The organism is Faunimonas sp. B44 (assembly GCF_052655945.1).
The window spans coordinates 77,255-101,433 of sequence record NZ_JBQYEX010000001.1; the positions used below are offsets into that span (position 1 = coordinate 77,255).

General features: G+C 70.8%; 20 protein-coding genes and 1 pseudogene. 8 read left to right on the forward strand and 13 right to left on the reverse strand.

Features of this window, described 5'->3' with window-relative positions; translation table 11 throughout:
- The first annotated feature begins 3 nt into the window (after positions 1-3).
- Entirely contained in the window at positions 4-609 is a 606-nt protein-coding gene (locus ACUN0C_RS00390) for a peroxidase-related enzyme (RefSeq protein ID WP_445464850.1), read from the forward strand.
- A 48-nt stretch (positions 610-657) separates the two neighbouring features.
- Here ACUN0C_RS00390 and ACUN0C_RS00395 read toward each other — a convergent pair whose 3' ends face one another.
- From ACUN0C_RS00395 to ACUN0C_RS00410, 4 genes and pseudogenes are all read right to left on the reverse strand, one after another.
- Positions 658-1,560 carry an NAD(P)/FAD-dependent oxidoreductase gene (locus ACUN0C_RS00395; RefSeq protein ID WP_445464334.1) on the reverse strand — a complete coding sequence of 301 codons (903 nt, stop codon included), beginning with the start codon at positions 1,558-1,560 and terminating at the stop codon, positions 658-660.
- An 83-nt stretch (positions 1,561-1,643) separates the two neighbouring features.
- A complete protein-coding gene (locus ACUN0C_RS00400; RefSeq protein WP_445464335.1) occupies positions 1,644-2,441 on the reverse strand; it encodes a hypothetical protein in 798 nt (265 codons plus the stop codon).
- Between the two features lie 163 nt (positions 2,442-2,604).
- Positions 2,605-3,048, reverse strand: coding sequence for an NAD-binding protein (locus ACUN0C_RS00405; RefSeq protein ID WP_445464851.1), 444 nt, complete (start codon positions 3,046-3,048; stop codon positions 2,605-2,607).
- Positions 3,022-3,513: pseudogene (locus ACUN0C_RS00410) on the reverse strand (NAD(P)-dependent oxidoreductase); the annotation flags it as partial. The pseudogene ACUN0C_RS00410 and the gene ACUN0C_RS00405, both read right to left, overlap by 27 nt.
- Positions 3,514-3,695: 182 nt before the next feature.
- Here ACUN0C_RS00410 and ACUN0C_RS00415 point away from each other — a divergent pair.
- The 3 genes from ACUN0C_RS00415 (at position 3,696) to ACUN0C_RS00425 (ending at position 7,960) form a co-directional block, all read left to right on the forward strand.
- Entirely contained in the window at positions 3,696-5,471 is a 1,776-nt protein-coding gene (locus ACUN0C_RS00415; protein ID WP_445464336.1) for a CocE/NonD family hydrolase, read from the forward strand.
- Between the two features lie 40 nt (positions 5,472-5,511).
- Positions 5,512-6,582: an amidohydrolase family protein gene (locus ACUN0C_RS00420; RefSeq protein WP_445464337.1), complete on the forward strand. Its 1,071-nt coding sequence runs from the start codon at positions 5,512-5,514 to the stop codon at positions 6,580-6,582.
- Positions 6,583-6,646: 64 nt separating this feature from the next.
- On the forward strand, positions 6,647-7,960 hold the full coding sequence (locus ACUN0C_RS00425; RefSeq protein WP_445464338.1) for an MFS transporter: 1,314 nt from the start codon (positions 6,647-6,649) through the stop codon (positions 7,958-7,960).
- Here the strand turns inward: ACUN0C_RS00425 and ACUN0C_RS00430 are convergent.
- Together ACUN0C_RS00430 and pncB are read right to left on the reverse strand one after the other, a co-directional pair.
- The gene (locus tag ACUN0C_RS00430) at positions 7,953-8,813 is read right to left on the reverse strand and encodes an SIR2 family NAD-dependent protein deacylase (RefSeq protein ID WP_445464339.1); all 861 of its coding nucleotides are present in this window, start codon (positions 8,811-8,813) and stop codon (positions 7,953-7,955) included. The two genes, ACUN0C_RS00425 and ACUN0C_RS00430, sit on opposite strands and share 8 nt — an antisense overlap.
- A gap of 46 nt (positions 8,814-8,859) precedes the next feature.
- Positions 8,860-10,170, reverse strand: coding sequence for a nicotinate phosphoribosyltransferase (gene pncB, locus ACUN0C_RS00435; protein WP_445464340.1), 1,311 nt, complete (start codon positions 10,168-10,170; stop codon positions 8,860-8,862).
- 312 nt (positions 10,171-10,482) lie between these two features.
- On the opposite strand from pncB, the gene ACUN0C_RS00440 reads away from it, so the two are divergent.
- Together ACUN0C_RS00440 and ACUN0C_RS00445 are read left to right on the forward strand one after the other, a co-directional pair.
- A complete protein-coding gene (locus ACUN0C_RS00440; protein WP_445464341.1) occupies positions 10,483-10,656 on the forward strand; it encodes a hypothetical protein in 174 nt (57 codons plus the stop codon).
- Positions 10,657-10,760: 104 nt separating this feature from the next.
- Positions 10,761-11,141: a DUF423 domain-containing protein gene (locus ACUN0C_RS00445; protein ID WP_445464342.1), complete on the forward strand. Its 381-nt coding sequence runs from the start codon at positions 10,761-10,763 to the stop codon at positions 11,139-11,141.
- Between the two features lie 12 nt (positions 11,142-11,153).
- Here ACUN0C_RS00445 and ACUN0C_RS00450 read toward each other — a convergent pair whose 3' ends face one another.
- Positions 11,154-12,665 carry a pilus assembly protein TadG-related protein gene (locus ACUN0C_RS00450; RefSeq protein ID WP_445464343.1) on the reverse strand — a complete coding sequence of 504 codons (1,512 nt, stop codon included), beginning with the start codon at positions 12,663-12,665 and terminating at the stop codon, positions 11,154-11,156.
- A 260-nt stretch (positions 12,666-12,925) separates the two neighbouring features.
- Between ACUN0C_RS00450 and hemA the strand changes: the two genes are divergently transcribed.
- Positions 12,926-14,197, forward strand: a complete 1,272-nt coding sequence (gene hemA / locus ACUN0C_RS00455) for a 5-aminolevulinate synthase (protein ID WP_445464344.1) — start codon at positions 12,926-12,928, stop codon at positions 14,195-14,197.
- 104 nt (positions 14,198-14,301) lie between these two features.
- Here hemA and ACUN0C_RS00460 read toward each other — a convergent pair whose 3' ends face one another.
- The 5 genes from ACUN0C_RS00460 to ACUN0C_RS00480 form a co-directional block, all read right to left on the reverse strand.
- Positions 14,302-15,357, reverse strand: coding sequence for an AbrB family transcriptional regulator (locus ACUN0C_RS00460; protein ID WP_445464345.1), 1,056 nt, complete (start codon positions 15,355-15,357; stop codon positions 14,302-14,304).
- A gap of 4 nt (positions 15,358-15,361) precedes the next feature.
- A complete protein-coding gene (locus tag ACUN0C_RS00465) occupies positions 15,362-16,531 on the reverse strand; it encodes a pyridoxal phosphate-dependent aminotransferase (protein WP_445464346.1) in 1,170 nt (389 codons plus the stop codon).
- A gap of 70 nt (positions 16,532-16,601) precedes the next feature.
- On the reverse strand, positions 16,602-17,027 hold the full coding sequence (mscL, locus tag ACUN0C_RS00470; RefSeq protein WP_445464347.1) for a large conductance mechanosensitive channel protein MscL: 426 nt from the start codon (positions 17,025-17,027) through the stop codon (positions 16,602-16,604).
- Positions 17,028-17,100: 73 nt separating this feature from the next.
- Positions 17,101-19,200: a DUF294 nucleotidyltransferase-like domain-containing protein gene (locus tag ACUN0C_RS00475; RefSeq protein WP_445464348.1), complete on the reverse strand. Its 2,100-nt coding sequence runs from the start codon at positions 19,198-19,200 to the stop codon at positions 17,101-17,103.
- Positions 19,201-19,205: 5 nt separating this feature from the next.
- Complete coding sequence (locus tag ACUN0C_RS00480; RefSeq protein WP_445464349.1) at positions 19,206-19,856, reverse strand: hypothetical protein; 651 nt, start codon at positions 19,854-19,856, stop codon at positions 19,206-19,208.
- Between the two features lie 123 nt (positions 19,857-19,979).
- Here ACUN0C_RS00480 and ACUN0C_RS00485 point away from each other — a divergent pair, with 123 nt between their 5' ends.
- Positions 19,980-23,480, forward strand: a complete 3,501-nt coding sequence (locus ACUN0C_RS00485; protein WP_445464350.1) for a PAS-domain containing protein — start codon at positions 19,980-19,982, stop codon at positions 23,478-23,480.
- Here ACUN0C_RS00485 and ACUN0C_RS00490 read toward each other — a convergent pair whose 3' ends face one another.
- Positions 23,481-24,140 (reverse strand): response regulator transcription factor, encoded by a 660-nt coding sequence (locus tag ACUN0C_RS00490; protein WP_445464351.1) that lies wholly within the window; start codon positions 24,138-24,140, stop codon positions 23,481-23,483. It lies immediately after the preceding gene.
- Positions 24,141-24,179: the final 39 nt, after the last annotated feature.

Here is a 24,179-nt window from a genome sequence, read left to right on the forward strand (position 1 = left end):
TGGATGGGGCAAGGAAACCCGGAGGCCGCCATGGATGCCAGCAGCGACGAGCCCGTCATCGCCCTCGACCTGCCGCCGGCCGATCCGCTCTCGCCGGAGACGGAGGCCTATTTCGCCAAGTGCCGCGAGAAGCTCGGCCTCGTGCCGAACGTGCTCACGGCCTATGCCTTCGACGAGGCGAAGCTCACGGCCTTCTCGACCTTCTACAACGACCTGATGCTCGGCCCGTCGGGCCTTTCCAAGCTCGAGCGCGAGATGATCGCCGTCGTCGTCTCCTGCGTGAACCGCTGCTTCTACTGCCTGGTGGCCCACGGCGCGGCGGTGCGGACGCTGTCGGGCGACCCGGCGCTCGGGGAGGCGCTCGCCATGAACTACCGCGCGGCGCGCCTGTCGCCGCGGCACAGGGCGATGCTCGACTTCGCCTGGCTCCTCGCCGAGGCGCCGCACAGGGTCGAGGAGCCCGACCGGGCGCGGCTCCGCGAGGTCGGCTTCAGCGACCGCGACATCTGGGACATCGCGGCGGTGGCGTCCTTCTTCAGCATGTCGAACCGGATCGCCTCGGCGACCGACATGCGGCCGAACGCGGAGTACCACGCCGCCGGCCGCTGAGCCGGGGCATCGCCCGGCTCGCGCGGCTCAGGGTCCGGATCGCTCCGCTCAGGGAAAGTCCTCGCCGAGGAGCTCCGAATTGATGGCGAAGGCCGCCATCGCCCCCTCGCTCGCCGCAACGATGGCGAGGTTCACGTGCCGCGAGGCGTCGCCGGCGACGTAGAGGCCGGGAACGTTGGTGTTCTCGTAATCGCCGGTATCGACCGCGCCCTTGCGCGTGAAGGTGCAGCCGAGCCGGTCGGCGAGGTCGGAGGCCTGGCGCTCGGGCATCGCGAAGAAGAGCGCCTGCCGGTCGAGCACGCGGCCGTCCTCGAGCCTGACCCGCTCCAGCCGTTCCCCGCCCTCGAGCGCGGCGACGCGCGTCTCCTCCACCTTGATGCCGTGCCGGTCGAGCCTTTCCCGCATCTCCTCGCCAATCTCAGAAGGTCCGTGTGCGAGGATCACGATGTCGGCGCTCCAGCCGAGGAGCTCCATCGCGAGCCGCGCGCCATTCTCCTGCGGGCCGTAGACGGCGAGCGGCGCGCCGCGGTTCTCCCAGCCGTCGCAATAGGGGCAGTGGAAGACGCCCTTGCCGTAATAGGCCTCCGCCCCCGCCAGCGGCGGCAGCTCGTCGGCGACGCCGGTGGCGAGGAGCAGCTTGCGCGCGCTGAGCGTCTCGCCGCCGGCGAGCCCGATCTCGAAGCCGCCGTCGATGCGGCGCGCGTCCTCGACCCGGACGTGGCGCACCGCCACGGTGTCGTAGCGCGTCAGCTGCTCGCGCCCGATCGCCCTGATGTCGGTCGGGTGGCAGCAGTCGCGCGTGAGGTAGCCGTGCAGCTCGTGCGAGGCCCAGTTTCGCCCCCGGCCCTCGTCGCAGACGAGGACGCGCCTGAGCGTCCGCCCGAGGATGAGCGCGGCGCTGAGACCGGCCGGCCCGCCGCCGACGATGATGACGTCGTAGTCCGCTTTCACGTCTTCCCCCTTCCGGTGCTCGGCAGGAAGTTGCGCGGGACGCGCTTTGTTCCGGTGCAGGGGCGTACTCGCGCGCCGGTGGGTCAGAACCTCCGCCAGAGGGCGGCCACCAGCCCGCGCTCGCGCAGCGCCTCGCGCCCGGCGACCGTGGCGACGGCGCCGAGCTGCAGCGACCATGCCCGCGAAAGCGCCCAGACGGCGCTGAACTGGACTTCGTGCCGGCGCGGCCGGGTGCCGAGCCCGCCGCCGCGGTTGGAGAGCGCGTTGAAGGACTGGGCGAGGAGCAGGAGCCGCGGCCGGATGTGGATGCCCGCGCTCGCCTCGAGCCGGTACTCGCCCGCCCCCTTCCCCGATGCCATGCGGCGGCCCGCCTGGACGTCGACGAAGGCGGGCCGGCCCCGGACCGAGAAGGAGCGGCCGACGAGCAGGCGCGCGTCGACCTGGTGCGCGGTCTTCCCGGCCTGGGCGGGGTCGCTCCGGTCGGCGGCGCCTGCTGCCCGCCCGAGCACCTGTACCGAGCCGACCCACGCTCCGGCCTGCCAGAAGCGCGCCCGCGCGCCGAACTCGGTGTAGCCGAGGCCCTGGTAGCGCGCGCTGGAGGGCGCCGCGATCGTGGTGCGCTCCAGCGTCGGGCTGAAGACCAGCGTCAGCCAGTCGGTCGCGCCGTACTCGACGTAGGCGGAGAGCTCCCGCTTGCGATGCGCGGGGCGCGAGACGCTTGCGCCGGACGCGTCGAAGGCGCGAACCGCGTCCTTGGCGGTCAGGGAGAAGATGACCTGGCCGGCCGAGCGGTCGAGCGTCCACGCGCCGGCGAACGCGTCTGGAACGCCGAGCGCGAGTGCCGCGAGGGCAATAGCGGCCCGGCGAGCAGCACGGTCCATGCACCACGCGCCGCCCGGCATCCGCCCTCCCGCAACCCAGACAACAGAGCGCGGCTAAATTTCTCGCTCAATTTGCGGAAAGAGTCGAGGCGGGCGAGTTGCGCCGGGCGTGCAACCGGGCAGGGCATGGCTCCGCCCGACCGGCGGCCGAGATCATGGCCGGCTATGCCCCGGTGCGCGTCGGCCAATAGGCGGCGAGCGCCGAGCTGTCCTTGCTGCCGAGCCCGGCCGAACTCGCCTCGTCGTAGACGGCGAGCGCACTCGCCACGACGGGAAGGTCGAAGCCGCGGGATTTCGCCTCCTCGATCATCGTCCGCAGGTCCTTGCGGATGGAATCGACGTCGAAGGTCGCCGGCCCGGGCTCCTCCCCGCCGAGCACCTTGCCGATCGCCGCGCCCCGCATCTTCAGGATGTTCGGCCCGCCGGAGGAATCCGCGAAGATGTCCATGAGCGCCACCGGGTCGTAGCCGATGTTCCGGCACAGCGCGTAGGCCTCGCCGAGCGCCTGGTAATAGACGAGGAGCGGCAGGTTGATGGCGAGCTTGACGCTGGCGCCCGCGCCGACGGGGCCGACATGGTCGAGCCGGCGGCAGAGCTGCTCCAGGATCGGCCGCGCGCGCGCGACGTCCGCCGCCTCGCCGCCCATGAACCCGATCAGCTTGCCGGTGCGCGCCGGGCCGGTGGTGCCGCCGACGGGGCATTCGACGAAGGTCGCGCCGCGCGCCCGCACGTCCTCGGCGAGCCTCGCCTCCGTATGCGGCCGCACCGTGCTCATGTCGATGACGAGCTTGCCGGAAAGGTCGCCCGCGAGGATGCCGCCCTCGCCGCGATAGACGCGGTCGATCGCATCTGCGTCGGTGAGGATGGTGACGATCGCGTCGACCTGCGACGCGAGCTCGGCCGGGCTCGCCGCGACCGCGGCGCCCTTGTCGGCGAGCGGCTTCGCCTTCTCCGGCGAACGGTTCCAGACCACGATGTCGTGGCCGACTTCCTGCAGCCGCTCCGCGATTGCCGCGCCCATCCGTCCGAGCCCTGCGATACCGATCTTCATTCGTGCCTCCTCCCGGATTCGCCTGCGTTGGCGGGATCAGTAGCACCGTCGTACCGCTCCGCGAAGCGGCCGAAACGGCCGGCACCGCGCCCGCCCGAGGCATCAGGAAAGCTGATCGGCGGCAACACGGATTATGGTTTGCGGCCGATGCGCGCCGAACCTAGTCTCGCGCCGCCGCGAACAAGAAGAGCGGGGGAGGATCGATGCACGTGTCAGGCGGGCAACCCCGGCGCGAGGGCGAGATGCGCTCCGAAGAGCGCGACGGCATGCGCATCGACTGGAACGTGCCGATCACGATGGACGACGGCCTAGTGCTGAGGGCCGACGTGTTCCGCCCGCTCGGCGAGGGCCGCCACCCCGTGCTCCTCACCTGCGGGCCCTACGCCAAGGGCCTCGCCTTCCAGGACGGCTATCCGAGCGCCTGGGAGCGGATGGTGCGCGAGCACCCGGACGTCGCCGCCGGGTCCAGCAACCTCTACCAGGCCTGGGAGGTCGTCGACCCGGAGAAGTGGGTGCCGGAAGGCTATGCGTGCGTCCGCGTCGATTCCCGCGGCGCCGGCTGCTCGCCGGGCTACGTCGACCCGTTCTCGCCGCGCGAGCGGAAGGACTTCTACGACTGCATCGAATGGGCGGGCGTGCAGCCCTGGTCGAGCGGCAAGGTCGGCCTCAACGGCATCTCCTATTTCGGCACCAACCAGTGGCAGGTCGCCTCGCTGCAGCCGCCGCACCTTTCCGCGATGTGCGTCTGGGAAGGCGCGGCCGACTGGTACCGCGACATGACCCATCACGGCGGCATCCTCTCGACCTTCTGGGCCAACTGGTATGACATGCAGGTGAAGACGGTGCAGTACGGCGCCGGCGAGCGCGGCAAGCGGAGCCGCGCCCACGGCGAGCTCGTCTGCGGGCCGGAAGTCCTGTCGGAGGACGCGCTCGCCGCGAACCGCTGCGATTTCGGCGGCGAGATCCGCGCCCATCCGCTCGACGACGACTACCACAAGGCGCGCTCGCCCGACTGGTCAAAGATCACCGTGCCGATCCTGTCGGCGGCGAACTGGGGCGGGCAGGGTCTCCATCCGCGCGGCAATTTCGAGGCGTTCACGCGCGCCGCCTCGAAGGACAAGTGGCTCGAGGTGCACGGCATCGAGCACTGGACGCACTTTTACACGGATTACGGCCGCACCCTGCAGCTCCGCTTCTTCGATCATTTCCTGAAGGGCGAGGCGAACGGCTGGGACGCCCAGCCGCGGGTGCTGCTCCAGGTCCGGCATCCCGGCGAGCGCTTCGTGGAGCGGGCGGAGGCGGACTGGCCGCTGCCGGACACGCGCTGGACGAAGCTCTTTCTCGATCCGCAGGACGGCGCGCTGCGCGACGAGGCGCCGAGCGCCGCGGCGACATTGACGTTCGACGCGCTTGGCGACGGCCTCACCTTCCTCACGCCCCCGCTCGCCGCGGAGACGGAGATCACCGGGCCGGTGGCGGCGAAGCTCTTCGTCTCGTCGTCGACCGAGGATGCCGACCTCTTCCTGGTGCTGCGGATCTTCGCGCCCGACCTGAAGGAGGTCACGTTCCAGGGCGCCATCGACCCGCACACCCCGATCGCACAGGGCTGGCTGCGCGCCTCGCACCGCAAGCTCGATCCGGAGCTCACGCTGCCCTGGCGGCCGTACCACACGCACGACGAGGAGCAGAAGCTCACGCCGGGCGCGCCGGTCGAGCTCGACGTGGAGATCTGGCCGACCTCGATCGTCGTGCCGGCCGGCCACCGGATCGGCCTCTCCGTGCGCGGCCGCGACTACGTCTATCCGGGTGGCAGCGGCGGCCGGCTCTCCAATTTCAAGAACGAGCTGACCGGCTGCGGGCCGTTCCTGCACGATGACCCGGCCGACCGCCCGGCGGCGGTGTTCGGCGGGCGCACGACGCTCCATTTCTCGGCCGCCGAGCAGCCCTATCTGCTGCTGCCGGTGATCCCGGCTCGGTAGGGCGGACGACAAGGACTCGAAGGGAAACGGGGGAAGGCCGATGGCGGACATCTGGAACCATTACGGCCCGACAGCGGCCCGAACGCACGGCCGTCCCGGCCGGGAAACGCGGCCGAAGAGCACCACCGTCGACGTGCATTCGCACATCGCCGTGCCCGAGGCGGCCGAGCTGGTGAAGCCCCATCTCGACTGGTCGACCGTCCCGCTCGCCCATTTCGCGACGCCGGAGACGAAGGCGCTGAACCAGAAGCAGGACGCCGACCGCACCTCGCGCTTCCTGGAATACGACGTGCGCCTCGCCGATCTCGACGCGATGGGCGTCGACGTGCAGGTCGTGAAGCCGCCGCCGCCGCAATGCTACTACACCGTGCCGCTCGACATCGCGGTGCGGGCGTCGCAGATCGTCAACGACGGCGTCGCCGAGTACGTCGCCGGCCGGCCGGACCGCTTCGTCGGCTTCGGGACCGTCCCGCTCCAGGACGGCGGCGAGGCCGCGAAGGAGCTCGACCGCATCGTGCGGCAGCACGGTTTCCGCGGCGTGCAGGTGCTCACCAACGTCGCCGGCAAGGAGCTGTCCGATCCGGAGTTCGCGCCGTTCTGGGCGAAGGCCGAGGCGCTCGGCGTGCTCGTCGTCATCCACCCGAACGGCTTCACCCATGCCGAGCGGCTGACGCGCTACTACTTCAACAACGTCGTCGGGAACCCGTTCGACACCACGGTCGCGCTGCACTACCTCATCTTCGACGGCGTGCTCGAGCGGCACCCGGACCTGAAGATCCTTGCCGTGCACGGCGGCGGCTATCTTCCCGCCTATTCCGGCCGCATCGACCATGCCTGGGGCGCGCGCTCCGACACGCGCGGCGAGCTGCCGAACCCGCCGACCAGCTATCTCCGCAAGGTCTATTTCGACACGGTCGTCTTCACGCCGCACCAGCTGAGGAACCTTGTGGAGGTGTTCGGCGCCGACCGGATCCTGATGGGCACCGACTACCCCTTCGACATGGCCGAGGCCGACCCGATCGGGCATATCCGCTCCGTCGACGGCTTCGACGAGACCATGGTCGCCGCGCTCGCCGGCGGCAATGCACGGCGCGTCCTCGGCCTCGGCTGAGGTCGCGGGGAACGTTTGCTGCACCCTCGCGTAGGAGGGTCGAGGACAGCGGGAGAGCGCGGACATGGTGGCGGTTCCCTTCGAGACGGCGCTCGCGACCGCCGGCGTCGGCACCTTCCAGCGCCGGCTCCTCGGCATATTCGGGCTGGTCTGGGCGGCCGACGCCATGCAGGTGCTGGCGATCGGCTTCACCGCGCCGTCGATCGCCGCGACCTTCGGGCTGACGGTGCCCCAGGCGCTGCAGACCGGGACGGCCTTCTTCCTCGGCATGCTGATCGGGGCGAGCCTCTTCGGCCGGCTCGCGGACCGCTTCGGCCGGCGGCGGGTGCTGATCGTGACGGTCCTGATCGACGCCGTCTTCGGCATCCTCTCCGCCTTCGCGCCGGACTTCGCCTGGCTCCTCGTCCTGCGCTTCCTGACCGGGCTCGGGGTCGGCGGGACGCTGCCGGTCGACTACGCCATGATGGCGGAATTCCTCACGCCCGACCGCCGCGGCCGCTGGCTCGTCATCCTTGAGGGCTTCTGGGCGGTCGGCACGGTCGCGGTCGCGCTGATCGCCTGGGCGGCGCAGGCCTCGGGCGTCGAGGCGCCCTGGCGGACCATCTTCTTCTTCACCGCGCTGCCCGCCCTCGTCGGCATCGGGCTGCGCTTCTGGGTGCCGGAATCGCCGCTCTATCTGCTGCGCACCGGGCAGGCGGCGAAGGCCCGCGCCGTGCTCGACCGCATCGCGCGCACCAACGGCCGGCCCTCGCCTTCCGCGGACCTGGCCGAAACTGCCGGCGGCAAGGCCGGCCTGAGGGCGCTCTTCTCGCCGGGCCTGCTGCGCACCACGCTCCTGATCCTAGCGACCTGGTTCCTCGTCTCCGTCTCCTATTACGGCATCTTCGTGTGGCTGCCGTCGCGGCTCGCCGGCGAGGGCTTCGGCTTCGTGCGCGGCCATCTCTTCCTGGTGGTCCTCGCGCTCGCCCAGATCCCCGGTTACGCGCTTGCCGCCTACGGCGTGGAGCGCTGGGGGCGGCGGCCGACGCTGATCGGGTTCCTGCTTCTCAGCGCCGCCGGCTGCTTCCTCTACGGCCTCACGACCTCCGCCGCCCTCGTCGCGACCTCCATGATGGTCATGAGCTTCGCGCTGCTCGGCACGTGGGGGTCGCTCTATGCCTTCACCCCGGAGCTCTACCCGACCACGCTCAGGGCGACCGGCATGGGCGCGGCCGGCACGATGGCGCGTCTCGGCGGCCTGCTCGCGCCCTCCGCGATGGCGCCGGTCATCGCCTCCGGCTTCGGCTTCGCGCTCGCCGTCTTCGCCGGGCTGCTCGTGATCGCAGCCGGCGCGGTCGCGGCGATCGGAGTGGAGACGCGCAACGTGCCGCTCAGGTGACGGGCAGGGCCGCACGCGGCTCCGGGCGGCTCGGTCGCTCCTTCGCGCGAAGATCGAGCTCCTGGAGGAACACGCAGAGCGCCTCCTCCGGGTCGTCTGACTCGCCGGTCACGACGGTGATGCCCCAGCGCCCGAGGACCGCCTGCTGGACCGGGTTGGCGCGCGGCATGAACACGAAGCTCTTCGGCCGGTCGCGCTCGTAGCCGGAGCGCGCCCAGGTCTCCCACAGCCGGTGGAGGAGCAGCCGGATGTTCAGGTCCTGCATCGAATAGCCGATGAAGAGCACCGGATGCCCCATGGCGTCGGCGCGGAACTTCACGTCGAGCGGCGAATCGAAGGACAGGCGCGAGAAATAGTCCGTCTCGGCGAGGACGAGGCTGGAATCGTCCTCGAAATCGCCGTGGAACTTCACGATCTGCGTGACGTCCCAGGTCGCCTTGGCGACGTCGCGGGCGTTCGCCACCTTCACGTACGGCCTGCCCGCGAGCTCGTACGCCGTCTCGAGGTTCCGGTCGTAGTTCGTCGTGTAGATGATGGGGAAGTCGAGCTCTACCAGGAGCTGGTGGAGGCGCGAGGCCCGGACGCGCGCCTCCGACACCTTCCATTCCCGGTCCATCCAGCTCCTGAGCGGGCCGATGCTGCCCTGGCGCAGCCGGTAGTACTCGGCAAGCGCCTGGTGCGAGCCGGCGGTGGCGATCGCCTCGGCCGGGTCCATATCGAGCTCGGCGGCGAGGTGCTCGATCAGCGTCTGCCAGGACGGCAGCCCGACGCTCATCGAGACGCCGGCGCCCGCGAACAGGATGGCGCGCCTTTCGCGCACCGCGTCAACGAGTTCGGCGAGGTCGTCGGGCATTGCGGGGCGGGAACAGGAAGAGCGCCGGCTTCGTTCCCGTGCGCTGTCAGACGACGACCTCGCGCGCGGGGAAGGCCAGCTGGCCGAACACGCGGCGATAGCGCTCGATCTCCCCGGGCTCGCCGGTCGCCTTGTTCGGGTTGTCCGAGAGCTTGACCGCCGGCCGTCCCTCCGCCTCCGTCACCTTGCAGACGAGCGAGATCGCCTCGAGCCCGGTGAGCCGCTTCGGCGACACGCCGCGGAAGTCGTTGGTGAGGTTCGTGCCCCAGCCGAAGCTCATCCGCACCCGGCCCTGGAAGTGGCGGTAGGTCGCCTCGATCGTGTCGACGTCCATCGCGTCGGAGAAGACGAGGAGCTTGTCGCGCGGGTCGATGCCGTGCGCCGCCCACCATTGGATGATCGCCTCGCCGCCCTCGACCGGCGGCGCGGAATCCGGGCGGAAGCCGGTCCAGTCGGCAACCCAGTCCGGCGCGTCGCGCAGGAACGAGGCGGTGCCGAACGTGTCCGGCAGCACGACCAGCAGGTTGCCGCCGTAATAGCTCTGCCACTGCTCCAGCACGCGGTAGGGCGCGAGCCGGAGCGCCTCGTCGCCCTCGGCGAGCGCGGCGACCACCATCGGCAGCTCGTGCGCATTGGTGCCGATCGCCTCGAGGTCGCCCTGCATGGCGATGAGCACGTTGCTGGAGCCGATGAAGGATGCGCCGAGCCCCTCCTTCAGCGCCTCCACGCACCAGCGCTGCCACAGGAAGCCGTGGCGGCGCCGCGTGCCGAAGTCGGAGATGACGAGGTCCGGGAGCTGGCAGAGCCGCTCGACCTTGTTCCAGAGCTTCGCCTTGGCGCGCGCATAGAGCACGTCGAGCTCGAACCGGCCGAGCCCGTTCATGGCGGAGCGCGAGCGCAGCTCGTTGATGATGGAGAGCGCCGGGATTTCCCACATCATGGTGTGCGTCCAGGGGCCGCGGAAGTGCAGCTCGAACTGGCCGTCGACCCGCCGCAGCTCGTAGTCCGGCAGCTGGAAGTCCTTGAGCCATTCGAGGAATTCGGGGCCGAAGATCTGCTTGCGCCCGTAGAAGGTGTTGCCGGCGAGCCAGATCATCTCCTGCTTGCCGAAACGGACGCTGCGCGCGTGATCGAGCTGGGCGCGCAGCTCGGCCTCGTCGATCTCGTCGGCGAGGCGCACGCGCGTCGTCCGGTTGATGAGCGAGAAGGTGACCTGAGTGTCCGGGTAGAGCCCCCACACCATCTGCAGCATCAGGAGCTTGTAGAAGTCGGTGTCGAGCAGGCTGCGGACGATCGGGTCGAGCTTGAAGGTATGGTTCCACACCCGCGTCGCGATGTCGGTCGGGACGTTGCTCACCGAAAACCCCGGCCGCTCGGCTTCGACCGGGTCCGGCCGGCCCGTTCCGATGATTGCGCTTGAATCCGCATCGCCGCTTCGCTCGTGCTCGTCTTCGTCCGTGCCGCCGCAGCATGGACCAACTCGGCTGCAGACGAAACGGTGACCGAGGGGTCGATCATGCAGGCGCCGGTTCGCAGCCGCCCCGCGGCGCAGCCGATCTGCCGCGCCGGCAGCAAAAAGTCTTTCACTCCGTAAGTACTTGGAACGGCTGTCATTCGATCGCGTTTGGACCGGCAACAAGATTATCAACGTCACAGGTCGGAGCCGTTCATGGCTGAGAATTCGTTCGCGGGGATGCTGGCCGCCACGGCCTGCATCGCCCTCCTCCTCTTCGTGTTCATCGTCCCGCGCGGCGACGAGCCGGGCCCCGAGGTCCGCGTCGCCACCTGGCCGTGGGAGAACGCGCAGACCATCGCGGCGGCGCCGGAGGTCGGCAGGCCGTAACGCGGGGCCGGTCGCCCGCCACCGCGGCGAAGCGCGCGCTTGCGGCCGCCCCGCCTTCGGGCGAGAGCAAGGCTTCCGGCCGGGTCAGGCCGACGGAGCCTCAGATGCCGAAGCCGCGCAGCCTCGCCGACCGCATCCTCCTCGCCGCCGCTGCGCTCTGCGGCGGCACCGGCGTCGCCTTCGGCGCAGCCGCCTCGCACCTGACCGGCGGCGGCAATCTGGCGATCGCTTCCGAATTCCTGCTCGTCCACGCCGCTGCGGTCCTCGCGCTCGGCGCCCTGCCCGGGCGCGCGGGTGCGATCCGCCTCGCGCAGGCCATGCTGATCGTCGGCGTCGTCGTCTTCGCCGGCACGCTGGCGCTCGGCGGGCTCCTCGACGTGCGCTTCTCGCCGAGCCCGGCGCCGTGGGGCGGGACGCTGATGATCCTCGGCTGGCTCGCCGCGGCCGCGGCTGTTCTACTGCCCGGGCGATCCGCCGGCGTTTAGGCCGTCGGTTCCCTACCGCGCGATCCGGAGGCTCGTCAGGTCTTCGCCGATGTCCCGGAACGCCGTCTGCAGCGTCGCCGCGTCGGGGGCGTAGTAATAGAGCGGCTGCCCGTCCTCGCCCCTGGAGGCGCAGTCGCGGAAGACGTCCTGGATGTTGGCGGCGTTGACCTGGAAGAGGATCGTGTAGACGCGGACGTTCCGGCCCTTCACGCTCGCGCAGATGCGGGCGACCTTCCGGTCGGTGGCGATCTCCGCGCCGGAACGCGTATCGGCGCCGAGCCGCTTCTGGGCGAGATAGCCGTAGGACGTGTAGTCCGACTTCACCGTCGCGGCATGATGGTCGACGATCTCGTTGCGCCCGTCGCTGAGCAGCACGAGCACCTTCGTCGTCTCCTTGTCCGAATAGGGCGCGCCCTCGGTGAACGGCGCTTCGGGCGAGAGCACCCGCCAGCCCCAGACGAGCCCCTGCGCGATGTTGGTTCCGGATGCAGGATGCGGCTGCATCCTGGCGATCTCGCTCTTCATCCGGCCGACGTCGTCGGTGAGCTCCACGATCGGGCGCGGGCAGGCCTTGTTCGGGCCGCCGGCGAGCGGATCGTCGATCCGCGCCTTGTCGGCATATTTCGCGACGTTGCGCAGCCGCGTCCAGTCGTCGCCCGACGTTCCGTCCGCAAGGTAATTGTTGCCGTACCGGTTCTGGTCCGGCTCGTCCGGCCAGAGATAGGGCACCCAGCGCGTCGCCGCGCTCGTCGGGGGATCGTCCGTCTCGTCGAGGCCGCCCGCCCGCGCCTCGACGCAGCCGCGCCAGGCGGCGCCCATCCTGGCGAAGAGCTCGACCCGGTCGACCGCCTTGCCGTCCTTGAAGTTGAAGCCGTAGGTGGCGCTGTCGCCGGCGCGCTCGATCCAGGACCAGTCGAACGCCTTGCCCTTGACGTTCACGGCGGTGACGAAGGGCACGAGCGCGACCTTCACGCGCTCGTCGGCGCCGGGCTCGGAATAGAGCGTGTCGACGAGATCCGACGCGGCCTGGCGCAGCGCCGCGATCTTGCCGTTCTGCGCCATCGACCCGGTGTTGTCGAGCGCGAGCGCGATCTCGTATTTGCCGGCCGAAGCGGCGACCTCTGTCGCTAGGTCGAGCGGCATCCCGTCGATCCCGATCACCGGCAGGAAGGCGGCGCGCATGGCGCCGCGCGCCTCGACGACATAGCCGGAATCGGTCCGGCGCGCCTCGAAGCCGGCGAGGTCGAGCATCCGGCGCGGTTCGCCGAGCAGCCCTTCGACGTAGCGCGTGACGAAGGCGCTCGCGGCGGCGTCGGTCATTTCCGGCTGGCGCGCGAGCGCGATGGCGGCGGCGTCGAGCGCGTTGGCCAGTTCGGCCTTGTGGCGGGTGTAGCGGGCGACGTCGACGGCGCCGCCGAGAAGCGCGATCATCGGCACCGCGGCGGCCGCGAACAGGATGCCGACATTGCCGGTCTCGCTCCGCAGGAAACCGGGCCGCCGCGCCGATGCGAGCAGGTTGCCCATGACCACCTCCGTCGCTGCGGACGGCTTTGCGCCGTCGCATTCGATTAAAATTGGATGAATGCAGAGATGGCTCATCGGGCGCGGCCCGGCACGTCCTTTGAGAAAACGTCGTGAAGCGTTAGGATTAACGTCGGCATCGCGGTTCGACGCCGGCGCGCCGAGGGGTGAAGCGACGGCCATTCAGGTGCAGCGGCAAGGTGCCGCTGGCGTTCGGGACGAATTCCGGTTTAGTTATGTGTCCGACGGGCTGGAGCGATCGGATGTTCGATTATCAGAGCCACTTCCAGAGCGCGGTCGACGCGCTGCGGGCCGAACGGCGTTACCGGGTCTTCGCGGACCTCGAGCGGCGCGTCGGGTCGTTCCCGCGGGCCGTGCACCGCAGCGAGGGCGCCGAGCGCGACATCGTCATCTGGTGCTCCAACGATTATCTCGGCATGGGCCAGCACCCGAAGGTGGTGGCGGCGATGCAGGAGGCAGCCGGCCGCATGGGCGCCGGTGCCGGCGGCACGCGCAACATCTCGGGCACCAACCATCCGCTCGTCCAGCTCGAGCGCGAACTCGCCGACCTTCACCGCAAGCAGGGCGCGCTCGTCTTCACCTCCGGCTTCGTGTCGAACGAAGCGTCGATCTCGACCATCTCGCGGCTCCTGCCGGACTGCCTGATCCTGTCCGACCAGCTGAACCACGCCTCGATGATCGAGGGCGTGCGCCGCTCCGGCAGCCAGAAGCAGATCTGGCGGCACAACGACGTCGAGCACCTCGAGGACCTCCTGAAGGCCGCCGGCCGCGAGCGCGCCAAGCTGATCGTGTTCGAATCGGTCTACTCGATGGACGGCGACGTCGCGCCGATCGAGCAGATCGTCGATCTCGCCGAGCGCTATGGCGCCATGACCTATATCGACGAGGTCCATGCCGTCGGCATGTACGGCCCCCGCGGCGCCGGCATCGCCGAGCGCGACGGCCTGATGGACCGTATCGACGTCATCGAGGGCACGCTCGCCAAGGCGTTCGGCGTCCTCGGCGGCTACATCACCGGCACCAATGCGGTGGTCGACGCGGTGCGCTCCTACGCGCCGGGCTTCATCTTCACGACCGCGCTGCCGCCCGGCCTGGCCGCCGCGGCCTGCGCCTCGATCCGCCACCTGAAGCGCTCCGGTGTCGAACGCGCCGCCCAGCAGCGCCAGGCGCAGCGGACCAAGGAGCGCATGATCGACGCCGGCCTGCCGGTCATGCCGTCGGAGACGCACATCGTGCCCGTCCTCGTCGGTGACCCGGAATCCTGCAAGGCGGCGAGCGACCACCTGCTCGATCGCCACGGCATCTACATCCAGCCGATCAACTACCCGACCGTGCCGCGCGGCACGGAGCGGCTGCGGGTCACGCCGACCCCGTTCCACAGCGACCAGCTCATCGATCAGCTCGTCGACGCGATGGTGGAGACCTGGGAGCATGTCGGACTGCCGCTGACCGGCCCGACCACCGTCGAGCTCGTCTCGCGCCGCGCCGAGATCTTCGCCGCCTCCGGCGGCTGACCGCCTTCTCGCCGCCGCAGCCCCGATCGCCCGCAGCATCGGCTCCGGCTGATCCCGCTTTGCCGCCGCGTCAGCGGCGGCGGCTGATCCCCATCGTCGCCGCGTCAGCGGCGGCGGCTGATCCACTGCGCGATGAGCGGCGTCGCGAGCGCCAGCGCGAAGAAGCGGACGACGTGGTGCGCGGCGACATAGGCCGGGTCGACGCCGATCGCGAAGGCGACGATCACGAGCGCCTCGATGGCGCCGGGCGCGAAGGCCATGAAGGCTTGGATGAAATCCACCCCGAGCAGGAGCGTCACCAGCGCCGAGGCCGCGCCGGTGATGCCGATCCCGATCCCGAAGGCGATGAGGGCAGGCCCGGCCAGGCGGGGCAGAAGCTGCCAGTCGCCCGGGCGCAGGCGGCTGCCGGCAACCGACCCGAGCACGATCGTGCCGGGTATGACGAGGTTCGGCGGCAGCTGCCCGTCCACGGCGCCCGTGAAATAGAGGATCGAGGTGGCCACCATGCCGCCGAGCATGAGGCCGCCGGGAAGGCGCGTGAGGTGCATCAGAATCCCGCCGAGGGTGCCGGCGAACGCGATCAGGCTGACCGACGCGAGGTCGGCGATCGCGGGCTCCTCCAGGAGCATCGCGCCCGGCGAGACGCCGAACACCAGCACCCCGATCGGGATGAGCTCGATCAGGATCAGGAGGCGCATGGTCTGGGTGACGGCGACCTTCTTCAGGTCGGCCTGGATCGCTTCGGCCGCCGCCATCACCATCGCGAGCGCCCCCGGCATGGCCGACAGCAGCGCCGTGTGCGGGTCCCAGCCGCACCAGCGGTTGAGCCAGCGGTAGGTGACCGCGATGAGAAGGATCATCGAGGCGAGCAGGATCGCGAAGCTCACGGGCCAGGTCCGCATCTGCTCGATGGTTTCCGGCCCGACGCCGGTCCCAGCATAGATGCCGAGGAAGAGGTAGATCGGCGCCCGGATCGGGGCCGGCACCTCGGTGTGGTAGCCGGACAGCGACGCGATCGCGACGGCGAGCAGGCTGCCGGAGAGCCAGCCGGCGGGCAGGCCGGCGAAGGTGGCGATCGCGCCGCCGACCGTGCCGATCAGGAGGGTTACGGCGGTGCGGAAGAGGACATGCTGGGAGAGGGCGCGGAACGGGGCCGGCATGAGTTCAGCGCGCCAGCCAGCCGGAGAGCCGCCGCGCCGCCTCGCGCATGTCGTCGGGGCTCCGCGCGAAGCAGATCCGCATGAAGCCCTCGCCGCCGGGGCCGAAGGCGGTGCCCGGGGCCAGCCCGATATTAGCCTCGTCGACGAGCTTCAGCCCGAGCCTCGATGTGTCCGCCTCGCCCTCGACGGCGAAGAACAGGTAGAAGGCGCCTTCCGGCCAGACGAACCGGACGCGGTTGGAGCCGGCGAGCGCGCCGCAGACGATCGCCCGCCCTTCCGCCGCGCGGGCGATCTGCGCGCGCACGAAGGGCTCGCCCTCCTCGAGCGCCGTCACCGCGGCGCGCTGCATGAAGGCCGCGACGCCCGAGGTCGAATACTGGATGAGGTTCTCGATCACCGGCCCGAGCGCCTCCGGCGCGGCGATCCAGCCGATCCGCCAGCCGGTCATGGCCCAGTTCTTGGAGAAGGTGTTGACGAAGACCAGCCGGTCGCCGTCCTCCATGAAATCGTAGAAGGAGGGCGCGCGCTCCGCATCGTAGACGAACCGGTTGTAGACCTCGTCGGCGATGATCCAGAGCCCGTGCCTGCGGGCGAGGTCGAGGATGAACCGCAGCTCGTCGGCGGTCGCCGTCCATCCGGTCGGGTTCGATGGCGAATTGACGAAGATCGCGCGCGTGTTCGGGCCGACCGCCGCGGCGACGGCGTCCATGTCGAGCGCCCAGCGCGTCTCGCCGAGCCCGATCGGGACGAAGCGGGGCCGCGCGCCCGCCAGCCCGAGCGCGGCGGCGAAGTTCGGCCAGGCCGGCGAGGGCACGATGACCTCGTCCGCCGGCCCGGCGATCGCGGCGATCGCGATCTGGATCGCCTGCATGCCGGAACCGGTGACGTAGAAGCGCTCGTGCGGGAACACGCGTCCGAACTGCCGCTCGTGATAGCGCGCCAGCGCCTGGCGCAGCTCCGGGATGCCGCGCTGCCAGGTGTAGAAGGTCTCCCCGGCGGCGAGCGACCGCGCGGCCGCCTCGGCGATGAAGGCGGGCGTCGGCAGGTCGCCTTCCCCGGCCCAGAGCGGAATCATGCCCGGCCGGTCGCGGCCGTAGTTCATCACTTCGACGATGCCGGATGCCGGCGCTTCGCGGGCTTCCCGGCGAAGCGCACCAAGGAGGGTCTCGTTCATGGCCGCAGCCCTACCCCAAGTGCGGGAGCGGCGGAAGCGGCGAAAGCGTCACTCCGCCGCCACTCCGGGATCACGGGCTGCGGGCCTTCAGCAGGTCGCGGATTTCGGTGAGGAGCTGCACGTCGGCCGGCGGCGGAGGCACCTCGGCCGGCTTCTCCACCTGCTTGCGGGTGAGCCTGTTCATGCCCTTGACCAGCAGGAACACCGCGAAGGCGACGATGACGAACTTCACCACGGCATTGACGAAGAGCCCGACGTTCCAGGTGACGGCGCCGGCCTCCCTGGCCTGCGCCACAGTGTTGTAGGCGCCGTCGCCCTTCAGCACCACGAAGAGCTCGGAGAAGTCGATCCCGCCGAGGAGCAGCCCGATCGGCGGCATGATGATGTCGTCGACCAGCGAGGAGACGATGGCGCCGAACGCCGCGCCGATGATGATGCCGACGGCGAGGTCGACGACGTTGCCCTTCAGCGCGAATTCCTTGAACTCCTGGAGCATTGCCCCCTCCCGAGTGATTTGCCGGTGAAGGATGATCCTCGGTCCGCGGGTCCGCAACCGCCCTCGCGGCCGATCAGAACATCAGGTCGCGCACGATGTGCGGCACCTGCCCGATCGCCGCGAGGGCGTCCTTGAGCTCGCTTTGCTCGGCGCGGCCGAGCGCCTTCACCTTCACCTTGTTCGACGGTGGAACGCCGTCGTGGATGTCCTCGATCTGCTGCGCCAGTACGCGCTTCAGAAGGACCGCATGGGCGGCCACGAGGCGCTCGAGATCCGCGCCCGCGCCGACCTGCCGCTTGCGCAGGCCCTCGAGCCGGCGGGGCGTGCTCCGCTCGGCGATGCCGTGGCGGATCGCCAGGATCCGCGCTGCGGTCACGACCGGAAAGAGGCCGCTCATCTTCAGGTCCAGCCGGCCGTCCTCGGTGCGGAGCGCCCCGAAGAGGCCGAAGGGCGAGTGGATCTTGCCGCCGGCTTCGGCCAGCAGCTTCAGGAAGGCGAGCGAGCCGCGCGCACCTTCCTGCGCGTCCGCGAGGAGCCGGTGCGCGAGACCGGATTCGCCGTGGACCGCGCGCAGGTCGAAGAAGATGTCGACGGACAGCAGGTCCTCCGGGCGGGAGCGTTCGAGCCAGCTCGCGACCCGGCCGTGCCACGTCGCCAGGCTGCCGCGCCAGGCGGGGTTCCTGGCCATGACGCCGCCCTTGCAATAGGGCACGGCAATGGCGTGGAGCGCATCGGCGATCTCCGCGCCGAGGCGGGCGAAGTAGCGGTCCTCCGGCCCGTCCGGCTCGCCCTCGGCGAACACGATCGCATTGTCCTGGTCGAGCGCGAGAAGGCTCTCGCCGCGCCCCGCGGAGCCGAGGACGAGCAGAGCGTAGGGCACCGGCGGGTCGCCCAGGCCCTCCTGCCTCAGCTTCGCCTCGGCGAGCACGGCCGCCTGCCGGGTGGCGGCGCCGAGCTCGCGGCTGATCACGCCGGCGATCGCCCGCGCGTCGACGTCCTCCGCGACGAGGCTTTCCGCAACGGCCGGCAGGCGCGCCCAGGCGGCCGCGAGCGCGGCCACGTTCCGCGCGTCGTCGATGGCGTCGCCGAGGCTGATCGCCTCCGTCGCCCGCAGCCGCAGCAGGTCGCGCGCCGAGATCGCCCCGACCAGCGCGCCCGCTTCGTCGCGCACCCCGAGATGGCGCACCTTGAGGCGGTTCATCCGCCCGACCGCGCGGTAGATGAAGGCCTCCGCCGGCACGGTCCGCAGCGGCCGCGTCGCGATCGCGCCGACCGGCCGGTCCAGCGCGGCCGCGCCGTCGCGCGCGATCGCCCGCAGCACGTCGCGCTCGGTCACGATGCCGTAGCCCTCGCCCTCGTCGGGAAGGATGAGGGAGCTGATGCGCTGGTCGGCCATCTGCCGCGCTGCCTGCACCAGCGGCATGGCCGCCTCGCCGAACAGCACCGGGCTCGTCATGACGTCCGCGATGCGGTGCCGGTAGGGATAGGAATCGATGCGCGCGAGGCCGCGCTCGCGCTCCGCCCGCGGGGCGACCACCGGCTCCTCCCATCCGCCGGGCTGCGCGGCGGCCGCATCGGCGAGCCGCTTGCAGGCGGCCTCGGCCTCGGCGAGCGTGCGGATGCCGCGGTCGCGCAGATGCGGGATCAGCGCCAGGAAGAGGTCGGCCGTGGTGAGCGCGTCGCCGATGGCGCTGTGGCGGTCGCGCAGGCGCACGCCCAGCCATCCGGCGATGACTTCCATCCCGAAGCCGGGGAGGTCCGGGTTGGCGACCTGGGCGAGCACCCGGGTGTCGAGGCTCCGCGGCCGCTTCCACGGCGCGCCGGCGCGGGCCGATTCGGCCTTCAGCACGGCGAGGTCGAAGCCGATCGTATGCCCGATGACGATGCGCTCGCCGGCGAAGGCGGCGATCTGCGCGAGCGCCTCCGACGGGCCGGGCGCGCCTGCCACCGCGTCGTTGCCGACGCCGTGGATGGCGGTGGATGCGGGCGGGATCGGCTCGCCCGGATCGACCAGCAGCGACAGCGCGCCATCCTCGGCAGCGTGCCCTTCGGATAGGCGCACCGCCCCGACCTGGACGATGCGGGCGCTGCGCACGTCGAGCCCGGTAGTCTCGAGGTCGAGAACCACGGCGTCGAGCGCGATGAGCGGCGTGGCGGGCAGCGGCCGCGCCATCGGGGTCAGCCCGAGCGCCGCCGCTGGCCCGGAAGCGCCACCGCGGGCGGGCCGGCCATCACCGCCTCGGCGAGGCGCGGCAGGTCGGCCTGGGCGAGGAGATCCTCGTAGGCCCGGCACAGATTGACCCGCAGATTGTTGGTCACCAGCACGAAATCGTGGCCGCGCAGCGATTCGTGGATCGGCAGGTTCGCGAAGAACTCCTTGGCGATCGCATTCGGCAGGTCCTTCACGGGATGGGGTGCCGCCAGCCCCGCCATGTCGATGCGGTGGGCGATCCGCTCGCGCGCCTGCGCCCAGAACTCGGCGGGCAGGCCCGGGGGGATCGGATAGCGGTTCGTCACGTTGGCGGCCGCGGCGGCAATGCCGGACCGGAGCGCCGGCCCGTCCTCGCCGGCATGGGGCCTCAGCGCATGTTCCGACATGACGGCGACGCATTCCAGGCAGAGCGGGTAGTTCCGCCAGCGCGCCGCGTTGAGCGCGGACATGAAGGCCGCCTCCTTGAAGAGCTTGCTGGAGAGCAGCCCGGACCGTGCGCGCGCATACTCGAACACGCACTTCTGCACCATGAAGGCCGTGCGGCTGTCGAAGAAATCCTCGAGCGCGGGAAGGCTCGCAAATGGCGGCGTCTTCCGGAACAGGTCTGCTATGCGCATGGACGCGCTCCACCATCTGCGGCGGGGGCGAGGTTAGCCGGTGCCGCCATCCGCGCAAGGGGCGACTGTGCCGCGCCCGCGCGCATCGCTATGATAGCGCATCGGGAGGGATGAGGGATCCTCGTGCTCGGCTGGGTCGCCGTTCTCGCCGCGGTGGGCTACATCGCGGTGCTGTTCGCGATCGCCTCCTACGGCGACCGCGCGGCGGCGCGCTCCCGCCCGCAGGCGCGGCCGCTGCTCTACGCGCTCGCGCTCTCCGTCTACTGCACGTCCTGGACGTTCTTCGGCTCCGTCGGCGTCGCCTCCCGCTCCGGCTGGGAGTTCCTGCCGATCTATATCGGGCCGATCCTGATGTTCACGGCGGGCTACCCGATCCTGCGGCGGGTCGTGCAGCTCTCCAAGGCCGAGCGCATCACCTCGATCGCCGACTTCCTCGGCGCCCGCTACGGCAAGCGGCAGTCGGTCGCCGTCGTCACCACGATGATCGTCGCGCTCGGCGTGATCCCGTACATCGCGCTGCAGTTGAAGGCGATCTCGGCCTCCGTCGCGACCATGGTGCCGGGCGTCGCGGAGACCGTGGACTTCCCGATCATCGGCGACATCGCCCTCCTGATCGCCTGCTCGCTGGCGCTCTTCTCCATCCTGTTCGGCACCCGCCACGCCGACGCCACCGAGCACCAGGACGGCATGATGCTGGCGGTGGCGGCGGAGGCGGTGGTCAAGCTCCTCGCCTTCCTGGTGGTCGGCGTCTACGTCACGTTCTTCCTCTTCGACGGGCCGGGCGAGCTCTACAGCCTCGCCGCAGCCGACCCGGAGATCATCGGCAAGTTCACCCGGGAGCTAGCCGGCGGCAGCTGGCTGACGATGACGCTCCTTTCCTTCTTCGCCTGCCTCCTGCTGCCACGGCAGTTCCATGTCGGCGTGGTCGAGAACTACAGCCCGAGCGAGCTGCGGCGGGCGGTCTGGCTGTTCCCGGCCTATCTCGTCACCATCAACCTCTTCGTCGTGCCGGTCGCGCTCGCCGGCATCTTCACCTTCGGCAAGGAGGCGGACGGCGACCTCTTCGTGCTGGAGCTGCCGTTCGCGGCCGGCGCGGACGTGGTCACGCTGATCGCCTTTCTCGGCGGGCTGTCGGCAGCCACCGCCATGGTCATCGTGGCGAGCGTCGCGCTCGCCATCATGATCTCCAACGAGCTCCTCGTGCCGCTCATGCTGCGCGGCCGCAGCCGGCTCCTGCTGCCGACCGACATGGGGCGCTTCATCCTCAACATCCGGCGCAGCTCCATCGTCCTCGTCGTGCTGCTCGGCTACTTCTACTACCGGGTCGCCGGGACCGCGGCGCTCGCCTCGATCGGCCTGCTTTCCTTCGCGGCCGTGGCGCAGCTGGCGCCGGCCTTCTTCGGCGGGCTGATCTGGCGGCGCGCGACCGCCGGGGGCGCGATTGCCGGCATGACGGCGGGCATCGCGGTCTGGGCCTACACGCTGCTCCTGCCGGACCTCGTCAGGGTCGGCTTCTTCCCGGCGGCGCTGCTCGCGGACGGGCCGTTCGGGATCTCCGTGCTGAGGCCGCAGGCGCTCTTCCACATCTCCTTCGATCCGCTCACGCACAGCGTGTTCTGGAGCCTCCTCGCCAATGCCGCCGCCTATGTCGGCGTCTCGCTGATGCGCCAGCCTCAGCCGGCCGAGCGGCTGCAGGCGAACGTGTTCGTGCCGCAGGACCGGGTCCCCTCGCCGAAGCTCAGGCCGCTGCGGACGAATGTCCGGGTCGGCGAGCTGCAGGAGACCGCCGCGCGCTATCTCGGGCAGGAGCGGTCGGAGCGCTCGTTCCTGCGCTTCGCGCACGACAGCGGCCGCGAGCTCGATCCGCGTGCGCCCGCCGACCTCAATCTGCTCCGCTTCACCGAGCACCTCCTGGCGAGCGCGATCGGCGCGGCCTCCGCGCGCCTCGTGCTGGCGCTCCTCATCAACCGCGACGATCCCTCGCCGGTCTCCGCCCAGCGCCTCCTCGACGACGCGGAAGCCGCCCTCCACTACAATCGCGATCTCCTGCAGAACGTCCTGGACCGGATCGACCAGGGCATCGGCGTGTTCGACCCCGACCTCCGCCTCGTCTGCTGGAACCGGGCCTTCCGCCAGCTCCTCGACCTGCCCCCGGAGCATGGCACCGTCGGCGTCTCCTTCCGCGTCATCGTCCGCCACCTTGCGGAAGCGGGCCTGTTCGGCCCGGGCGACCCCGATGCGCTGGCGGACCGCACCATCGAGCGCATCCTCGGCGCTCGCGAGGGCCTGCGCGAGCGCCACCCGGCCACCGGCCGGCTGCTCACGGTCGAGCCGCGCCCGATCGGCGACAGCGGCATCGCCTTCACCGTCACCGACATCACCGAGCGCGCGGAGAGCGAGGCCGAGCTGGAGCGGGCCAGGGCGACGCTCGAGAAGCGCGTCGCCGAACGCACCGAGGAGCTCACGCGCCTCAACGCCGCGCTGGAAAAGGCGAATGCCGCCGCCGAGGAGGCGAACATCGGCAAGACCCGGTTCATCGCCGCGGCCGGGCACGACATCCTGCAGCCGCTCAATGCCGCCCGCCTCTATGCCACCGCGCTTTCCGAGCGCGTCGCCGGCACGCCGCATTCCGAGCTGGCGCGGAACATCGAGACCGCGCTCGACGGCGTCGAGGAGATCTTCCGTGCCGTGCTCGAGCTGTCCCGCCTCGACACCGGGCACCTGAAGCCGGACGTCAAGGCGGTGCGGATCGGCGACCTCCTGGAGCGCGTCCGCGTCGAGTTCGGGCCGGAGGCGCGGGCCAAGCGCATCCGGTTCTGCATCGTCCCGAGCGCGCTCGTCGTGCGCACCGACCCGCAGCTTCTCGCGCGCCTGCTGCAAAACCTCGTCTCCAATGCCGTCAAGTACACGCCGGCCGGCGGCCGCATCGTGGTCGGCTGCCGGCGCAAGCGGGGCCGGCTCTCCCTCGAGGTGGTCGACACCGGCATCGGCATCTCGGCCGCCGACCAGAAGCTGGTGTTCCAGGAGTTCCGGCGCCTCGACGCCGGCGCCCGCGCCGCGCCCGGGCTCGGCCTCGGCCTGTCCATCGTGGAGCGCATCGCCCGGGTGCTGAAGGCCCAGCTGACCTTCACGTCGAGCCTCGGCCGCGGCACGCACTTCCGCCTGTCGCTGCCGCTCGCCGCTGCGACGATGCTGCCGACCGAGGCGCAGCCGGCGGTCCAGCGCGCGGCGGAGCTCTCCTCGGGCATGGTCGTGCTCTGCATCGACAACGACGCCAAGATCCTGACCGGCATGGAGGCGCTGCTGTCGGGCTGGGGCTGCGCCCCGATCGCGGCGCCGAGCGCGCGAGCGGCGCTCCGGGTCGTCCGGGCAGCGCCGCGCCTGCCCGACCTGATGCTCGTCGATTACCACCTCGACGACGGCAACGGCCTCTCGGCGATCGCGGAACTGCGCGCGAAGACCGGCGTCGACATTCCCGCGATCCTGATCACCGCGGACCGCTCCGGCGAGTTGCGGGAAGCCGCCATGAAGGCGGGGATCAGGGTCCTGAACAAGCCGCTGAAGCCGGCGGCGCTGCGCGCCCTGATGGCGCAGTGGGCGGTGGCGCGGCCGGCCGCGGAGTGACTATTCGGCCGCGTTGAGGTGCCACTGCCCGGCCTCGAAGCGGCCGGCGGTCAGCACCGCCTTCGTCCTGTTCTCCACGCCGAGCTTCTGGAGGACGGCGGAGACGTGCGCCTTCACGGTCGCCTCCGAGACCCCGAGCTCGTAGGCGATCTGCTTGTTCAGGAGCCCCTCCGACATCATCATCAGGACGCGGACCTGTTGCGGCGTGAGACTGCGCAGCCGCGCCGCGATCTCGGCGTCGCCGCTGTCCTGCTCCATGACGATGCCGCCCGGCGTCCACAGCCCTCCCGCGAGCACGGTCGTGATCGCCTCCGCGATCGAGCCGGTCGGCTCCGATTTCGGGATGAAGCCGGACGCCCCGAGCGCCATCGCCCGCCGTACGGTGGCCGGATCCTCGCTGCCGGAAACCACGCAGACCGGGACCGCCGGATATTGCGCGCGCAGGAACACCAGGCCGGAAAAGCCGCGCGTGCCCGGCATCGCCAGGTCGAAGAGGACGAGATCCGGGTCGCCGGCGCTCTCGATGGCGGCAGCGACGTCGTCGAGCGTGCCAGCCTCGACGATCGCGGCGCCCGGAAAAGCGCACTCGATCGTCTGCCGCAGCGCGCCGCGGAACAGCGGATGGTCGTCCGCCACGATGAATGTCAACGTGTCCGTCACGAGGCGTCCTCCGCACCCCTCCGAGCCGTCTTTGCGGCA

Excerpts from the sequence above, each read along its gene's own strand:
- ACUN0C_RS00390 (WP_445464850.1), top strand. The coding sequence starts at position 4 with ATGGGGCAAGGAAACCCGGAGGCCGCCATGGATGCCAGCAGCGACGAG.
- ACUN0C_RS00400 (WP_445464335.1), bottom strand. The coding sequence starts at position 2,441 with ATGGACCGTGCTGCTCGCCGGGCCGCTATTGCCCTCGCGGCACTCGCG.
- ACUN0C_RS00415 (WP_445464336.1), top strand. The coding sequence starts at position 3,696 with ATGCACGTGTCAGGCGGGCAACCCCGGCGCGAGGGCGAGATGCGCTCC.
- ACUN0C_RS00420 (WP_445464337.1), top strand. The coding sequence starts at position 5,512 with ATGGCGGACATCTGGAACCATTACGGCCCGACAGCGGCCCGAACGCAC.
- ACUN0C_RS00425 (WP_445464338.1), top strand. The coding sequence starts at position 6,647 with ATGGTGGCGGTTCCCTTCGAGACGGCGCTCGCGACCGCCGGCGTCGGC.
- ACUN0C_RS00430 (WP_445464339.1), bottom strand. The coding sequence starts at position 8,813 with ATGCCCGACGACCTCGCCGAACTCGTTGACGCGGTGCGCGAAAGGCGC.
- ACUN0C_RS00440 (WP_445464341.1), top strand. The coding sequence starts at position 10,483 with ATGGCTGAGAATTCGTTCGCGGGGATGCTGGCCGCCACGGCCTGCATC.
- ACUN0C_RS00445 (WP_445464342.1), top strand. The coding sequence starts at position 10,761 with ATGCCGAAGCCGCGCAGCCTCGCCGACCGCATCCTCCTCGCCGCCGCT.
- ACUN0C_RS00450 (WP_445464343.1), bottom strand. The coding sequence starts at position 12,665 with ATGGGCAACCTGCTCGCATCGGCGCGGCGGCCCGGTTTCCTGCGGAGC.
- hemA (WP_445464344.1), top strand. The coding sequence starts at position 12,926 with ATGTTCGATTATCAGAGCCACTTCCAGAGCGCGGTCGACGCGCTGCGG.
- ACUN0C_RS00460 (WP_445464345.1), bottom strand. The coding sequence starts at position 15,357 with ATGCCGGCCCCGTTCCGCGCCCTCTCCCAGCATGTCCTCTTCCGCACC.
- ACUN0C_RS00465 (WP_445464346.1), bottom strand. The coding sequence starts at position 16,531 with ATGAACGAGACCCTCCTTGGTGCGCTTCGCCGGGAAGCCCGCGAAGCG.
- mscL (WP_445464347.1), bottom strand. The coding sequence starts at position 17,027 with ATGCTCCAGGAGTTCAAGGAATTCGCGCTGAAGGGCAACGTCGTCGAC.
- ACUN0C_RS00475 (WP_445464348.1), bottom strand. The coding sequence starts at position 19,200 with ATGGCGCGGCCGCTGCCCGCCACGCCGCTCATCGCGCTCGACGCCGTG.
- ACUN0C_RS00480 (WP_445464349.1), bottom strand. The coding sequence starts at position 19,856 with ATGCGCATAGCAGACCTGTTCCGGAAGACGCCGCCATTTGCGAGCCTT.